This window comes from Blastococcus colisei (assembly GCF_006717095.1).
Lineage (GTDB): Bacteria > Actinomycetota > Actinomycetes > Mycobacteriales > Geodermatophilaceae > Blastococcus_B > Blastococcus_B colisei.
In genome coordinates, this window is the sequence record NZ_VFQE01000002.1 from 825,803 (window position 1) to 841,239 (window position 15,437).

Annotated in this window: 16 protein-coding genes and 1 pseudogene; 4 read left to right on the plus strand and 13 right to left on the minus strand. The window is 74.0% G+C overall.

The window, feature by feature from the left end; all coding sequences use genetic code 11:
• Positions 1–8: 8 nt before the first annotated feature.
• From FHU33_RS23420 to FHU33_RS23435, 4 genes are all read right to left on the minus strand, one after another.
• Entirely contained in the window at positions 9–1,595 is a 1,587-nt protein-coding gene (locus FHU33_RS23420; RefSeq protein WP_142027951.1) for a thiamine pyrophosphate-binding protein, read from the minus strand.
• A gap of 107 nt (positions 1,596–1,702) precedes the next feature.
• Complete coding sequence (locus FHU33_RS23425) at positions 1,703–2,371, minus strand: GerMN domain-containing protein (protein WP_142027952.1); 669 nt, start codon at positions 2,369–2,371, stop codon at positions 1,703–1,705.
• Positions 2,368–3,756 carry a sensor histidine kinase gene (locus FHU33_RS23430; protein WP_246064156.1) on the minus strand — a complete coding sequence of 463 codons (1,389 nt, stop codon included), beginning with the start codon at positions 3,754–3,756 and terminating at the stop codon, positions 2,368–2,370. Before FHU33_RS23430 ends, FHU33_RS23425 begins: the two co-directional genes overlap by 4 nt.
• Positions 3,757–3,907: 151 nt before the next feature.
• A complete protein-coding gene (locus FHU33_RS23435) occupies positions 3,908–4,615 on the minus strand; it encodes a response regulator transcription factor (RefSeq protein WP_142027953.1) in 708 nt (235 codons plus the stop codon).
• A 150-nt stretch (positions 4,616–4,765) separates the two neighbouring features.
• Between FHU33_RS23435 and FHU33_RS23440 the strand changes: the two genes are divergently transcribed.
• Positions 4,766–5,116, plus strand: coding sequence for an STAS domain-containing protein (locus FHU33_RS23440; protein WP_142027954.1), 351 nt, complete (start codon positions 4,766–4,768; stop codon positions 5,114–5,116).
• On the plus strand, positions 5,116–5,367 hold the full coding sequence (locus FHU33_RS23445; RefSeq protein WP_142027955.1) for an STAS domain-containing protein: 252 nt from the start codon (positions 5,116–5,118) through the stop codon (positions 5,365–5,367). The genes FHU33_RS23440 and FHU33_RS23445 overlap by 1 nt, the downstream gene beginning before the upstream one ends.
• Positions 5,368–5,376: 9 nt before the next feature.
• Here FHU33_RS23445 and FHU33_RS23450 read toward each other — a convergent pair whose 3' ends face one another.
• From FHU33_RS23450 to FHU33_RS23460, 3 genes are all read right to left on the minus strand, one after another.
• Positions 5,377–6,189 carry a hypothetical protein gene (locus FHU33_RS23450; protein ID WP_142028133.1) on the minus strand — a complete coding sequence of 271 codons (813 nt, stop codon included), beginning with the start codon at positions 6,187–6,189 and terminating at the stop codon, positions 5,377–5,379.
• 282 nt (positions 6,190–6,471) lie between these two features.
• Complete coding sequence (locus FHU33_RS23455; protein ID WP_142027956.1) at positions 6,472–7,110, minus strand: response regulator transcription factor; 639 nt, start codon at positions 7,108–7,110, stop codon at positions 6,472–6,474.
• Positions 7,110–9,065 (minus strand): histidine kinase, encoded by a 1,956-nt coding sequence (locus FHU33_RS23460; RefSeq protein ID WP_142027957.1) that lies wholly within the window; start codon positions 9,063–9,065, stop codon positions 7,110–7,112. The genes FHU33_RS23455 and FHU33_RS23460 overlap by 1 nt, the downstream gene beginning before the upstream one ends.
• Before the next feature lie 169 nt (positions 9,066–9,234).
• On the opposite strand from FHU33_RS23460, the gene FHU33_RS23465 reads away from it, so the two are divergent.
• Entirely contained in the window at positions 9,235–9,720 is a 486-nt protein-coding gene (locus FHU33_RS23465; protein WP_142027958.1) for a hypothetical protein, read from the plus strand.
• A gap of 41 nt (positions 9,721–9,761) precedes the next feature.
• The gene (locus FHU33_RS23470; protein ID WP_142027959.1) at positions 9,762–10,247 is read left to right on the plus strand and encodes an allene oxide cyclase barrel-like domain-containing protein; all 486 of its coding nucleotides are present in this window, start codon (positions 9,762–9,764) and stop codon (positions 10,245–10,247) included.
• Between the two features lie 401 nt (positions 10,248–10,648).
• Here FHU33_RS23470 and FHU33_RS23475 read toward each other — a convergent pair whose 3' ends face one another.
• From FHU33_RS23475 to wecB, 6 genes and pseudogenes are all read right to left on the minus strand, one after another.
• Entirely contained in the window at positions 10,649–11,287 is a 639-nt protein-coding gene (locus FHU33_RS23475; protein ID WP_142027960.1) for a hypothetical protein, read from the minus strand.
• 1,091 nt (positions 11,288–12,378) lie between these two features.
• Positions 12,379–12,855: a hypothetical protein gene (locus tag FHU33_RS23480; RefSeq protein WP_142027961.1), complete on the minus strand. Its 477-nt coding sequence runs from the start codon at positions 12,853–12,855 to the stop codon at positions 12,379–12,381.
• A gap of 238 nt (positions 12,856–13,093) precedes the next feature.
• On the minus strand, positions 13,094–13,291 hold the full coding sequence (locus FHU33_RS23485) for a hypothetical protein (RefSeq protein WP_142027962.1): 198 nt from the start codon (positions 13,289–13,291) through the stop codon (positions 13,094–13,096).
• Positions 13,292–13,307: 16 nt separating this feature from the next.
• Positions 13,308–13,754: pseudogene (locus tag FHU33_RS26080) on the minus strand (sortase domain-containing protein); the annotation flags it as partial.
• 15 nt (positions 13,755–13,769) lie between these two features.
• Positions 13,770–14,039, minus strand: coding sequence for a class E sortase (locus FHU33_RS26085; protein WP_246064160.1), 270 nt, complete (start codon positions 14,037–14,039; stop codon positions 13,770–13,772).
• 103 nt (positions 14,040–14,142) lie between these two features.
• Entirely contained in the window at positions 14,143–15,429 is a 1,287-nt protein-coding gene (gene wecB / locus FHU33_RS23495) for a non-hydrolyzing UDP-N-acetylglucosamine 2-epimerase (RefSeq protein ID WP_142027963.1), read from the minus strand.
• Positions 15,430–15,437 lie beyond the last annotated feature (8 nt).

Sequence of the window (15,437 nt, forward strand, 5' to 3'; positions counted from 1 at the left end):
CCGCCCGCTCAGCCCCGGGCGCGGTACCAGCGCGGCGAGGTGGTGAGCGGCGGCGTGTAGGCCGCCTCGAGCACCAGCAGCGACGGGCCACCGGACGCGAGTCCGTCGGCGACGGCCGCCCCCAGCTCGTCCACGGTGACCCGTCGCGCCGGCACGCCGAAGGACCGCGCGAGCGCGACGAAGTCCGGCGATCCGAGGTCGCACCCCAGCGGCTCCTCGTCCCGACGGGTGAAGTCGTACCGCAACATGCCGTAGCCGCCGTCGTCCACCAGCACGACGGTCACCGGGAGCCGCTCCTGTGCCGCGGTCGCGAGGTCGCCGCAGGCGTACAGGAACCCGCCGTCCCCCACCAGCGCCACCGTGGGGCGGCCGGACAGCGCAGCGCCGAGCGACGCCGGGAAGCCGAAACCGAGGGTGCCCCAGCCGACGGGGTAGGCCAGCCCGCGGGCAGCGGCGACCTTGCCGAAGGCCGCGTACCAGTACCCCGGGATGCACATGTCCGCCACCACGACGGCGTCCGGTGGCAGCGCGGACTCGAACGCCTCCAGGAAGTCGACCTCCGGACCCGCGTAGGCCGACCGCCCATCGGGCCGTGCCCACCACGCCGGACGCGGCTCCTCGGGGAGCGTCGCGAGCACCCCTCGCAGCGCAACCGCTGCGTCCGCCTGGACCCACACGTCCGGCGGATAGGTCACCGGCTCGGCGAGGTCGATCGCGATCAGTCGGGGCGGGCGCGGCTGCCGGAAGCCCTGGGTGTTCATCGCGTCCAGGTCGCTGCCGACGACGAGCACCACGTCGGCGTCGTCCCAGAGCGCGCCGGCCTCGGGGGCGTGCGGTGGGAGGGGGACCAGGCAGGGCGAGTCCGGCGCCAGCAGTCCACGCCCGCCGTACGAGGTGAGCACCGGCGCCCCGAGCCGCTCGGCGACCCGGGCGACCAGCTCGCCGGCGCCGGCCGCAGTCGCGCCGCCACCGGCCCACACCAGCGGTCGGCGGGCGGCCGCCAGCGCCGCGACGGCCTCGTCGAGAGAGATGTCGCCGTCCCGGCCGGTCGGCTGCTCGGGCTCGGCCGTGGATTCCGGCACGTCGGCGCCGAGCAGGTCGGTGGGGATCTCCACGTACACCGGGCGCCGCGGGGCCGCCATCGCGAGCCGGCCGGCCCGGATGACCTCGGCGTGGATCTGCTCGGCCCGGTCCACCCGGACGACCGCCTTCGTGACCGGCCGGAAGAATCCCGCCTGGTCCGTCGTCTCGTGCAGCACGCCCCGATAGCCACCGGCACGTCGATCGGTCGAGGGGATGTCGGTGGCGATGACGAGAACCGGGGAGTGACAGGCCCAGGCCTCGCCGGTCGCCGCGACGGCGTTCGCGGCGCCCGGACCGGTCGTGGTCAGGGCCACCCCCAGCCGCCCGGTCGCCCGGGCGTAGCCGTCGGCGGCATAGGCGGCCGTCTGCTCGTGCCGGACACCGACCAGCCGGATCCCGCTCCCGGGGAACGCGCGCCAGGCGTCGAGGTTGTGCACCCCCGGGAGTCCGAACGCGGTCTCCACGCCCAGGCCGCGCAGCGCGTCGACGAGTGCTCGGCCACCCGTGGGCATCGGACCTCCTGATCGGGGAACGCGGTCGGCCCGGCGGGCCGACGGTCCGGTCTCCCGGCCCGAGACTAGCGACCGCGGCCCACCGGTCATGGGCGGCTGTCGGCAGGTCAGGACGGCGGGGCCGGGACGGCCGTCGGCGGTTCCGCGGTCACTGCCGGCGAGGGGGGTTCGGGGGCGGTGAGGAAGGTGGCGTAGTCGCTCGCGGTCAGCGGCGCGGACGTGAGCTCGCCCGTCGGCAGCGGCGCCTCCACCGGATCCCCGGCGATGGTGAGCCGGACGGCGTCGACCCCCCGCATGCTCGTCGCCGTCAGCACGATCTGCGCGACCGCCCGGCGGCCCGCCGCACCGGACGGCGCCGCCGTGGGGGATCCGAGGTCGATCGTCGCCGTGCCGTCCGACAGATCGCTGACCGACAGCCGCACCTCCGGGGACAGCACGGTGGACAGCTGTTCCTCGCGCTCCGCGGCCGTGGGGCTCTCCTCGAGCGAGGCGAGCAGGTGGGCGAGCCGCTCGCGCAGCGTCCCCCCCTCGACCTCGCGAGGCCGGCCGACCAGGACGTCGCCCGCACTGACCAGGAAGACCTGGAACGGCGCCTCGACCGGCGCCGACGCGGGAGGAGCGGAGGTCGACTCCGGGCTCGCCTGCGCCAGCCCGTAGGGCACCTCGGACGACGGGATGGCCTCCGGCGCTCCCCCGGCGGGCACGCCGCACCCGCCGACGCAGAGCGCCATGGCCCACACCAGGCCGGCCGGCACCGCCCGCCGGCGCCCGGTCATCGAGGCACCGCCGGGAGCGACAGGGTGAATCGCGCACCGCCGTCCGGCCCGTCCGAGCACCACGCGGCACCGCCGTGCCGGGCCGCCGTCTCCGCCACGATCGCCAGCCCCAGGCCCGCGCCGGGCAGCGACCTGCGGGCGGCCCGCGGGCCTCGGGCGAAGCGCTCGAAGATCCGCTCGCGGTCCTCCGGGACGACGCCCGGCCCCGCGTCGTCGACGGTCACGAGGACGGCGCCGTCCCGCCGCTCGACGCACACGGCACACGCTCCCCCGGCGTGCCGGTCGGCGTTGTCGAGCAGGTTCCGGACCGCCCGCTCGAGGCTGGTCTTGTCGCCCCGGACGGTGGTGTCGGCGTCGTCGTCCACCACGAGCAACTCCTGGGGTCGGCCGCTGTCGGCGATCACCTGGCGCACCAGCTCGGTCAGTGACACCGGCTGGGCCGACGCGGACACGGGCGCGCCGTCCAGCCGGGCGAGCTGCAGCAGGTCGTCGAGGGTGCGCCGGAAGCGCGTCAGCTCGCCCTCCACCAGCGCCAGCGCCTCGCGGCCGCGCGGCGAGAGCTCCTCCCGGCGGCCGCCGAGCACCTCGACGCTGGTGACCAGCGTGGTCAGCGGGCTGCGCAGTTCGTGGCTCACGTCGCCCACGAAGCGGGCGTCCCGCTCGATCCGGGCGGCGAGCGCGTCGACCATGCTGTTGAAGCTCGCCACGATCCCCACCAGATCAGGGTCGTCGGTGACCGGAAGCCGCGTGGTCAGCTCGCCGCCGGCGATCCGGGTGGCCGCACCGGCGACCTGCTCCAGCGGTTGCACCGCCCGGCGGCTCGCCCACGCCCCGAAGGCCGCACCTGCGGCGGTCGCGGCCAGGGCGGCGGCCCCGAGCACCGCGGCCAGCGTGCTCAGCACCTGCCGCAGTTCGGTCAGCGGCGCCACCTCGTAGAACTCGACGTCGGCGTTGGGCAGGGTGAGCCCGACGATCAGCCGGGGCCCGCCGGAGGCATCGACGACGACGCTGGCGGCGGGCTCCGTCTGCAGCAGCCTCCGGAGGTCCGCCGGGACGTCCCGGGCCCCGACGTCCAGGCTCGACGAGTACCAGGCGTTCCCGCTGCGCAGCACGACGTCCGCGCCACCCGACGGCACCAGCTCACCCAGCACGTCCCCCACCTCGGCGCCCTCCGTCGCCAGCCGGCTGTCCAGCACGTTCGCGTCGGCGAAGGCCTGCCGGGTCAGCGAGGCCTCGCGCTGGTCGAGCAGGTAGCTGCGGGCCAGCAGGAACGTGACGCTCACCAGCACGACCGAGACCAGCAGCGTGCCGACGGCGTACCCGAGGACGATCCGTGCCCGCAGGCCCTTCCCCCGGAGTGCCGGCACCCGGAGGGCGGCTCTCACTGTGCCTTCGCGTTCGCTCCGGCGGGCCGCTCCGCTCCTCGCTCCGGCGTCCAGGCCGCCTCCGCGGTCGGTCCGCTCCTCGCTCGTCCCTCGCTGCGATGCTCCCTCCCTGTCGGCGGCCGCCTCGCTGCGATGCTCACGCCCCTGTCGCTCACTGGGGGTCCAGCCGGTACCCCAGGCCGCGGACGGTGACCACCACGCGAGGCGTGCTCGGATCGCGCTCCACCTTCGTGCGCAGCCGGCGCACGTGCACGTCGACCAGGCGCTCGTCGCCGAAGAACCCGTGCTGCCAGACCCGCTCGAGCAGGGCCTGGCGGCTGAAGACCCTGCCCGGGGCCGCGGCCAGCTCGCACAGCAGCCGGAACTCCGTCAGCGTCAGCGGCAGCTGCTCCTCGCCCCGGTGCACCGTCCCGCTGGCCTCCCGCAGCACCAGCGGCGCCACCGGGTCCTGGTCGAGGACCACGGCCTCGGGCTGGACGTCGGCCAACGCGGCCGGCGTCACCCGCCGGCGGAGGGCCCGGAGCCGCGCGCTGATCTCCTTGACCGCGAACGGCTTGGTCACGTAGTCGTCGGCGCCGGCGTCGAGCGCGGTCTCGATGTCGCTGGTGTCGGCGCGGGCGCTGACCACGATGATCGGCAGGTCCAGGGTCCGGCGGACGTGCCGGATGACCTCGAAGCCGTCCATCGACCCGAGCATCAGGTCCACGATCATCAGGTCCGGCGCGCTCACGGCGACGGCCTGGCATGCCTCCTCACCGGAGCCGGCCTCCGCGACGTCGTAGCCCTCGTCCTCCAGAGCCCAGCGGAGCGCCGTCCGGATGTGGTCGTCGTCCTCCACCACCAGCAGTCGCAGCGCCATCGCGGGCAATGGTGCCATCGCCGCCGCCCCGTTCCGCACCGACGGGGGCGCCGTCATGGAATCGCAAAGGCGTTCCCCGGCCCATCGCAATGTCGCCGGGCCACGCTCGGGGCCGGACACCGACCGTCCCACGCAGCGAAGGAGTTGCCGATGCCTGCACCCACTGCGGTCCGCGCGGCGGCGCACAGCCGGCTGGATCCCGAGCGCGACCGGGTGACGATCCGGCTCACCGACGACCTGCTCGCCGACGGGCTGGCCGACGTCCGCTGGCTGCTGCACGACGCCCTGCTGGCCGGTGCCCGCCGGCTCGTCGTCGACCTCAGCGCGGTGCAGCACCTGTCCAGCCCCGCCGTCGCGAGCTTCCTCTCCGCCCACCGCACGTGCCGGGCGCGCGGCGGCACCGTCGTCCTGCGCGGCGCCAACCGGCGCACGCTGGACCTGCTGCACCGGACCGGCCTGTGGCGGGTCATGGAGCTCGAGACCGCCCGCCGGGCGGCTTGATGCTCAGCGAGACCGTCGACCGCCAGACCGGTTCCATCCGGGCCAGCGGGCGCCTCACCCTGCTTGGCGCCGACCTCCTGCGCGGGACCGCGGAGTCGCTGCACGGGAACGGCCACCTGCGCGTGGTCCTCGATCTGCGGGACGTCCGGGACGCCGACGACGCCGGCCTGGACGTCCTGCGCGCGCTGGGCCGGGAGCTCGCGGCGCGCGGTGGCGAGCTCGTCGTCCGGCACGCGCCGGCGACCGTCTAGCGACCGGAGTCAGTGCAGGGCGGTCACGAGCGTGCTGCCCGTCCCGCCGATCGGCTGGACGACGAACCCGAGGTTGCCCAGCACCTCGGCGATCGCCGCGTTCATCGATCGCTGCACGGTCGCGTCGGCCGCCGCACCCCGCGGGTGGCGCAGGCTCAGCCGGTCGTGGGCACGCCAGCTGACCACGACGCCGCTCAGCTCGAGGTCGGGTGCCAGGCAGACCCCGCCCTGCGCCTGCGTGGTGTCGTGCAGCGGCATGCCGGCCTCCACCAGCGCGGCCGCGACCTCGACCACGAGCGTGGTCAGCGGGTCGGTGTCGGACAGCAGGTCGTCCCAGTCCCGGGGCAGCCGGTCCAGCTGGTTCCCGAGCTCCCCGAGCCAGGCCCGCTCCTCCGGCGAGGGCCGCAGCGCCACACCGCCGTCGGGACGCCGGACGCCGAAGACCGAGACCGCGGGCAGCTCGTCGGCCAGCGCGGCCCAGTCGGCGTCGATCCGGTCGGGAAACGGGCCGGCCAGCACCTGCGCGCGGTCGTCGATCAGCCACCAGGCGGACCCGCCGGTGGGCTGTGCCGGAGCGGGACGGACGGCGACGTCGACCTGGCCCTGCGTCTGCGCCCGGCCGGCGTCGGCCGTGCGGCTCGCGGCACGACGGCCGGCGGGATGGGTCCCGGACGTGCGTGCGTCCGCACGCCGCTGGTCCCGGGCGCCGTTGCGCTCGAACTCGTAGCGGGCCGTCGAGCTGGCACCCAGCACGACCACCACGCCGGTCAGGAGCAGGAAACCCAGCACCGCCATCGCCGGCGAGGCCAGCGTCGCGCCCATCGTCACCCGTGGACTCCTCAGCACCATGCGCCGCGGCGGGGAAGTGCCGCGAACAGGTGCAATGGTCACGTCCGGAGGCAGCGCTGCCGATGACTTCCGACAGGCCACGGAGCGCCCGTCACCGGATCGTTGCCAGCGGCCTCCGAGCCGGTCGATGACCCGCCTCACGATGCACCGCCATGTCGACAAGCGGCGCGCCCACCAGCGGAAACGCGGCGAGACGCGGTGCGGTCATCCCGGCAGCGGCTGTCCGGGACGGCGTGTCGGACGGCGGCTGAGCCGCTAGCCGCCGAGCCCGGCCTCCCGGGCGCGGACGACAGCGGCCGCGCGGTCGGGCACCTGCAGCTTGTTCAGGACGGCAGAGACGTGGTTGCGCACCGTCTTCTCCGACAGCGCCATCCGGCGGGCGACCTGCGAGGTGCGCAGCCCTCCGGCGAGCAGGTCGAGCACTTCCCGTTCCCGGTTCGTCAGCTCGGGAAAGGCCGGGGCGCGTGAGCTCGTCCCGGTGAGCGCCTCGGCCACCCGCCGGGCGACCGCCCCGCCGTAGACCGCGTCGCCGCCGGCGACGGTCAGCACCGCCCGCACGATCTCCTCCCGGTCGGCACCCTTGAGCAGGTAACCCCGCGCACCCGCCCGTAGGGCACCGAAGAGCGAGGCGTCGTCCTCGTGCATGGAGAGGACCAGGACGCCGATGCCGGGATGGCGCCGGCTCAGCTCGTCGATCGCGGCCGCGCCGGACAGCTTCGGCATCGACAGGTCGGTGAGGACGACGTCCGGCGCGCAGCGGGCCACGAGCGCGAGGAGTTCCGCGCCGTCCGCCGCCTCCCCCACCACCTCGACCTCGGGCGAGGCGTCGAGGACCGCGCGTAGCCCGAAGCGGTACATGGGGTGGTCGTCGGCCAGCGCGACCCGCACGGTCATCACCGTGCCTCCAGCGGCAGTCCCGCGACGACGCGGGTGCCGCCGGGCCCACTGGTGACGGTGAGCGCGCCACCGACCGCCTGCGCGCGGATGCGCATGGAATCCAGGCCCACGCCGCCGGGTCGTGGACCGTCGGCCTCCGCCGTCCCGAATCCGGTGCCGTCGTCGCCCACCGACACCTCGAGCCGGCCGTCCCGGGCGCGCAGCTCCACGTCGGCCGATCGCGCGCCGGCGTGCCGGGCCACGTTCGTCAGTGCCTCCTGTGCGATCCGGTAGGCCGCCGTCTCGACGTCGGGCGGCAGCGGCGGCAGTTCCTCCGCGGTCACCCGCACCGGCACCGACGGGGCCAGCGCCTCGGCGTGCCGGCGGACCGCCGCGACGAAGCCGACGTCGTCGAGCGGCTGCGGGCGCAGGCCGTCGATGATCCGGCGCACCTCGCCGACGGCGGCGTCGACCTCGTCCTTCAGCCGCGCCAGCAGCGTCGCGGTGGGATCGTCGGCCCGCCCGTCCAGGTGCGCCTGCACCGCCTGCACGCCGAGGCCGATACCGGCCAGCGACGGGCCGAGCCCGTCGTGCAGGTCGCGGCGGATGCGGTCGCGTTCGGCGTGGGTGGCGGTCAGCACCCGATCCCGCTCCCGCTCCAGCCACCCGGCGAGCTCCAGTGCCCGCACGACCACGGCCACCTGGGGTGCCAGCGCAGCCAGCAGCCGCAGGTCCCCAGCCGTGAACGGCTCGCCCGGGTGCCGTTCGGTCACGTGCAGCGTGCCGACGTCCCGGCCACCGACGCGCAGCGGCATGGCGACCGTGCCGCCCTCCTCCGTCGGCGGATCCCCTGGGCGCGTGACGACAGCGCCCGGCGCGCGCAGGGCGGCGGTCACACTGCCCAGTGCGGCCGGAAGGAGGTCCGCCTCCTCGGCGGTGGCTACTCGGTCGCCGAGCTCGGTCACGGCGCCGACCGGGTCACGACGCCGTCCGTAGACCAGGCGGTCGGCCGCCGCCTGCAGCCGCCCGCGCGCGGGGCCGAGCGCCACGGCGATCAGGGCGGCGGCCACCGCGGCGGGAACGGCCGACAGCGTCCGCCCGAGCGCGGCCGCGGTCACCGTCGCGACGGCGAGGTAGAGGACGACGACGGCGGCCGTGAGGGCCGCGTACACGAGCGCCCGGCTCACCACGATGCCGAGCAGCCGGTAGCGGACGACGCCGATGAGGATGGAGCCCGGCACCATCATGGCCAGCGGCAGCCAGACCCAGGGCGACGGGATGAAGAAGATCGCCACCATGAGGGGCAGCACGACGCACAGCAGCCACGCCAGCTGCTGGCGCTCCGGCGACCGGGCCCGCGCCAGCCGCAGGACGGTCGCTGCCCAGATCGTGAGCGTCCCGGCGGCGATGGCGAGGCCGGCGACGACCCCGGCCCCCACGACCCATCCGGCTTCGGGCAGCAGGACGGGCGCCGTACCGGACGCGAAGTCGTCGTACGAGCTCTGGGAAAGGCTGCTCAGGACGGTCACGACGAGCAACCCGGACACGACCGCCCCCACGGGCCAGCGCCACCACCGCGCGGGCAGCCGACCGGAGGGGTAGACGGCGACCAGCACCGTCGCCGGCAGCAACGCGGCCGGGAGCCAGGCCATCGACCCGGCCTGAGCGATCACGGCAGCGAGGGGCCACGCCGGATCGGCGACCCTCGTGCCGTAGCCCCCGTACGCGACCGCCGTGGAGCTGAGCGCCCCCAGCAGCCCGGTCAGCACCAGCAGCCAGCCGATCGAGTTCCGCGGCCGCAGATGGACCAGCAGTGCGCCGGTCGCCGCGTAGACGGGGCCGATGGCATCGCTCAGGACGCCTGCCCCGGACTCAGGGAGGCGGGCGTCCACCCAGGCCGACAGGCCGACGGCGGCCGCACACAGCAGCGTCGCCGTGACGGCGGCGCCGGTCGGGAGGTAGCGAGGGCGCACGGCATCAGTGTGCCGTCGGTCGTGTCCCGGTGGGGGGCCTCGGCGTCCCGGTCGAGCCGGGAGGAGTTCCCGGGTCGGGCGGCCGTGCGGCCCATCCGCAGGGACGCCCGGGACCGACACGGTGGCGTCCGACCGGCCACCGGTGCCGGCACCGACCCGGGAGGACCTCATGTCTGCCAGCTCGACCGTCCCGTCCACCGCCACGCGCCGCTCCGTGCCGGCGCCCGACGCCTTCACGACCGCCGGTGCAGTTCTCGCCCTCGGCTGCACGCTGGCCGGCACCTTCCTCGAGACGCCGTGGAAGGACGATTCCGGCTGGGGCGTCGACTTCCACGGACACGGCGGCTGGGCCGCCCTCGGGGTGAACATCGCCGTCGTCGCCGTGTCGCTGGTCCTCGTCGGCCTCGCCACCGCCCGGGCGCGAGCCCTTCCGCCGCAGCGCACCGCGGTGCGAGCACTCGTCCTCGCCGGACTCGGCGTGGTGGCGATCGCCGTCTTCTACCTCGGCATCCCGTCGGTTCTCGCGGCCGGCGCGGCCGGGGTCGCCCTCGACGCCCGCCGCCGGCTCGGCCGGCTGACCGCCCCCGCAACGGTCGCCCTCGTGCTGGCCGCCCTCACCGTCGCCACCGCCGTCTACCTCGCCTTCACCGGCTGACGCGGTTTCCACCCTTCCCATCCACCAGCAAGGAGAGTCCGATGACCATCACCCGATCCCGTCGCGCCGTGCTCGCGGCGACCGTCCTGCTCGCCGGCGCCGGCGCGGCTCTCGCCGTCGCCCCGACCGCGGCCGCCGACCAGACCCTGCACCTCACGACCGTGAAGGTTCCCGACCAGTCCACCGAGCTCGACCTCGGCGCTCCCGGGTTCAGCACCGGTGACACCGAGATCTTCGTCGACGAGGTGCAGCGACGCGGCAGGGCCGTCGGCAGCTCGACAGGCAGCTGCACCCTCGCGCTGGTCTCCGACACGCGACTCGTCGCCCTGTGCACCACCACGATCCTGCTGCCGGAGGGAACCGTCACCACCCAGGGCGCCTTCGACGAGAATCCCCAGCAGGGCCCCGAGGGCTTCCGCTGGGCGGTCACCGGGGGAACCGGGCGGTACACCGGCACCGCCGGCGAGGCGATCGGCACGTTCCGACCGGACAGCGACATCGTCGACGTGGTGATCCGTCTCCGCTGACGATGATCCGCCCATGCCGGGGCCGCTCGCGTGCGTCGCGAGCGGCCCCGGTGCGCCGTGCGCGACACAAGACCTCTGGTCGTGAGCATGAGCGGAGGGCGTGGGATTCGAACCCACGATGGGTGTTACCCCATAGCGGTTTTCAAGCTTGGTTCAGAGGCTCTCCGAACCAACAACGATCAATCGTTTTCGCAGGTGAAAATCGAAATCGCCGACGCCATTGATTACCCCCACCAGCCGCTGAAGGTTCGGCCGCAGCAGCCGTACCCCGCCGATTTCCGACGTCGGTGGGCCGCCAGGGGCCGGTCGCTGCAGTACACGACTTTGGCCATAGCCCCACACGGCAGCAGGACCCCGCTCCGACGAGCGGGGCCCTGCTCGTGCGTCAGATGCCGTAGGCGTCAGTCGTCGTCCGAATCGCTGGAGTCGTCGTCCCCACCGCCGGAGCCCGAGTTCGCCGAGCCGGAGCCGGAGTTGTCCGGCTTGGACGCCTTCTCGGCGGCCTCGCGTGCCTGCTCCTCGGCATCCTCGGCGGCCTCGCGGGCCTCCTCCTCAGCCTCACGGGCCTGCTCCTCGGCAACCTCGGCGGCCTCCCGGGCGTCCTCCTCAGCCTCACGGGCCTGCTCCTCGGCCTCCTCGGCGGCCTCGCGAGCCTCCTCCTCAGCCTCACGGGCCTGCTCCTCGGCCTCCTCGGCGGCCTCCCGGGCGTCCTCCTCGGCCTCGGCAGCCAGCCGAGCCGGGTCGTCGGAGTCGTCAGGGCCGTCGCTCTCGTCGGTGTCGGGCGCATCGGGCAGGTCGCCCGGCCCGTCGAGGCCCGAGTCGTCGGTCTTGAGGCTGTCGTTGGAATCGGGAAGGTCGAACGGCGACACGGTCTCGACCGCGGCGGCCACCGGGTCCTGAAGCGAGGCGGGCAGGGCGCCGACGGCGCCCGCTCCCGTGACACCAGCCACGGCGATGCCGAGGCCCGCGGTGGCCTGCGCGACTGCGCCGGCACCGGCGATCTTGGCCGCGACCGCGGCGAGGCCTTCGAACAGCAACATGTGGGGGCTCCTCCGAGCATGGTGGATCGCGCCTTCTGCCGATCCGCTGCCGGTCCATCGGCGCGCCGGGCCTTCAACCTGAGCCGGGGTCATCCCGAAGGGGGACTCCGCGGTATCCCCCTGGAAGACGATCGTCTGCGGATGGAACAGCGGGAGGACATCGACCGGCCCCGTGGTGCCGAACACCCGGACTTGGACGGGAAGGCCTGTCCCAGCGAGGTGGTGAGCCGTGGCCGAGCGATCCTCGCTGTGGTCGAGCAGCAGACTGGCCCCCGCGTCAACGCCCGAGGGGAACGGCGAGCCGGTGCGGTGGGGTCGCTGCGGCGCGCCGAGCGTGTCTGGGCAAGGGAGACCACGTAGGCACCAGATCCGGCAGCGAGGCGCGGCCGGGCGGGAGCCAAAGAGGCGGTGGCCGGGCTCGTACTCGCGGTGCACTCTGAGGTCCGTCTGCACCGAGCGCACCTCGACGACCGCGCCGTCGGCGACCAGCTCGAGCAGCGCGACGACCGCCGGCTGCAAGAGACTGCGCATGGCCTCCATGGCCAACACCGGGGGCTCGCCCAGCTCCACCAACTCCACGGCCCCGGCGGTCGTAGCGGTGAACGCCTTCTTGACCAGCAGCGCCTTGCCGGCGCGTACGTATGCCCAGAGACGAAGGCGTGGTGCTGGGCGTGGGCGTGGCCACGTAGAGGACGTCGACGTCCGGGCCGGTCATGATCTCCCCATAGGACCGATTCGCGGACACATTGCTCCGGAGGCGGTTGCCCTCCGGTTCTGGGCCAGTGGTCACGACCTGACCATGCTCTTCCTCACCGGGGTCTTGTGCCGCGAGGCACTCGAGCCCATGCAAGCGGTCCCGGTAGACCCGCCGGGTGAGTCGTCTCGGATGGGGGGCAACCGGGACGCTCTTGGCCGGCAGAGCCGCGTCGTCCGCCGGCCGCTCGACACGCGCCGCCGTTCCGCGGGGAGGCTGCTGCGAGACCGTGAGCTGGTGCTGCTGCCACTACCACAACTGCGTCATCAGCCCTGGCGCGAGTGGTGTACGCGCGCAGGACGATCGGCGGACGTGCCGACAGACTGGTCCCGAGCGGTCAGCCGACCGACAGTGCCCCGATGAACTGCCGCACCACCTGCTGGCCGGTGGAGTCGTCGCCGGTGGTCATTCCGGCCTGATAGTTCGCGCCGTCCGAGCCCTGGATGTAGACACGCAACCGCAGCACCGTGCCGCTGCCGGGGGCGGGGACCGGCTCCTCGTCGAGCGATCCGGCGGCGACCTCCGCGCCGGGGACAGTCAGGGCGAACACCCGGGCACCGCCCACCGGGACCGCGCCGTCGAAGACGGCGGTCGTGCTGCTCTGGATGAGGTACTCGGCCAGCGCCTCACCGTCCCCGTCGGGTGCGGTGGTGCCGCGGATGGGGGCGCCGTTCCACGCCCGCTCGACGTAGCCGTCCCGATTGGGCTCCGTGATACCCGGACGTTCTCTGGCGCCGGCGGGCACGGCGAAGGACAGCCCGTTGAAACTTCCGGTCTTCCAGCCGTCCGGCACCCCGGCCTCAACGCCGTCCAACGGTTCGTACGGAGGCTCCGGCGGAGCCGGCCTGGACGTCGCCGCCGGGGTCGACGGCGCAGACGCACTCGAGGTCGCGGGCGCACTCGGCGACACGGCCTGGCTCGCGACGGCGGCGGTGCCCTGAACGGCTCCGCAGGCACTCAGCGTCACGGTAGAGGCGGTCAGGAACACCGGTACGGCATGGCGCCAGCGAATCATCTGTTCTGCACTCCTCTCGACGGGTGCACCGTGGTGGTCAGCGCCGGGCAGACGCGCACTTGGCGGACTCGCTGGGGCATCGGTCGATGGTGACGTCGTTGAACGGCAGGTGTGGCTCGACTGCGGGGAAGACGACGAACAGCAGCAGCGCAGCGGCGGCGAGGACCAGGAGGAGCGACTGCGCCACCTTGCTGCCCGCGCTGCCGGGCAGGTGTCGCCAGATCCAGGTGTACATTGTCCGACTCCTTGGGTCAGGCCGGGATCTGTCGCTGCTGCAGCGCCAGGGGGCCGTCCGGTGCCGCCGCCTCGGTCAGCGGAGCGCCGTCGAGCACGGCGTGGATGACCAACCGGGTCCGGGCGGAGTACTTCGGATGGCAGGTGGTCAGCGTCAGGTAGGCGCCGGTCGGGGCTGCGGTCATCGCGCCGCGGGGGGTGGGCGCGATGACCGACACGTCGATCGGGTCGACGACCTCGCGGCCGGGCACGCCGTTGCCGTCCGGGACGAACTCTCCCGTCGCGGTGTCGCCGATGACCCGGTAGGTGTACCAGGCGTCTTCGGTCTCCACGACGATCAGATCACCGGGCCGCAGGGTGTCCAGGTCCAGGAACGGGGAGCCCCGGCCGACTCGGTGACCGGCGACGGCGAAGTTGCCCGGTTGACCGGGCATCGCCGTGCCTACGTAGTGGCCGGGGCCGTGGGCTAACTGCTGCTCCTAGGTGCCTTCCACGACGGCCCGGCGGTAGTCGGTGCCGAGTCGAGGGATGTGCAGGAACCCGAACGGTTCGCCGACCGGCGGTGCGGTGACCGGCGGCGGCACCGCGACGGTCGTCGGCGATGGCGCGTCCCACTCATCGCGCAGTTGCTCGGTGAGGTGCGCCTGCGCCCGGTCGCTGTACAGGTCGCTGACGAAGTTCTCATAGACGATGAGTAGTCCCACGATCACCGCCACGGTGACCAACAGCTGCCCCAGCCCGCTGACCAACGGACGGACAACATCGCCCAGGGATCGGCGGGCGACCGTCGGCGCGGGTCGCGGAGGAGCATGCTCTACCGGAGGCGAGACGAGAGTCATGCATTCCCGCCGATCAGCCGTCGCTGCGGGCGTAGCGATCGTCCTGCGGACGCCGGCCTGGCTTCCCGATCTGACGGCCGCCGTCGATGCCGGGCAGATCGAAATCGATCCCAACCGGCGTCGCAGGCGTGATCGATGCGACGAAGTCGGGCAGGCGCTGCCCGACCCCGAGCATGGCCGCGATGGCCGCAGCGCTACGAGCCCCGGCCAGGCCGTCGCCGTAGGGCGATTGCTCGACCGTCATGGCTGCGTGGGCCAGTGGCTCGGACAGCAGCGTCGTCAACGTAGAGACGATGCGAGCCCCGTCCGTGCCGACCAACTCTGCCGCACCGCACTCCACAGCCTCCTGCCGTTCGGTCACGTCCCGGGTGACCAGCACCGGCACACCCAGAGCAGGCGCCTCCTCCTGGATGCCACCCGAGTCGGTGACAGCCACGTCGGCGATGCGCAACAGGCGGACGAGGTCGTCGTAGGCCGCCGGACCGGTGAGCACCACGTTGGGCAGGTCCGCCACGGCCGGACTGACCCAGTCGCGGACGGCGGGGTTGGCGTGCAGCGGCCAGACGAACTGGACGTCGGGCCGCGCGGTGGCGACCTCGCCGATCGCGGCGGCAACCTCTCGCAGCGGCTGTCCCCATGACTCCCGCCGATGGGCGGTCACCAGGACGGTCGGCCGCTGCCCACGGACCCGGTACTCACCGAGCGCATCCGCCAGCATCGCTTCGCTCCACGGGCGCTGCCACGTGGCGGCCTCGTAGAGGGCGTCGATGACGGTGTTGCCGGTGACGGCGATGTCGGCGGAGTCGACGCCCTCGGCCAGGAGGGCGTCCCGGTTGCCTGCGGTCGCTGCTAGGTGGAGCGCGGCCAACCGCGTGGTCAGGCGGCGATTGGCCTCCTCGGGAAACGGGTTGTGCAGGTCGCCGGTACGCAGCCCGGCCTCGACGTGCACCACCGGCCGGCGGGTATAGAAGGCACCCAGCGCGGCGGCGAACGTCGTGGACGTGTCACCCTGCACCACCACGGCCGACGGGTCGGCACTCTCCAGCACCGGACGCAGGCCGAGCAGCGCCCGGGCGGTGATCTCCTCCAGCGACTGGCCGGGTGCGTGCAGGTCGAGATCGGCGTGCGGCGCGACGCCGAACATGGTGAGCACCTGGGTGAGCATCTCCCGGTGCTGGCCGGTCACCGCCACGATCGGCGCTAGGTTCGGGTGGGCATCGAGGGCGCGGATGACCGGCACCATCTTGATCGCTTCCGGACGGGTGCCGAAGACGACGAGCACGCGGTGCAGCGAGGACATGGCAGAGG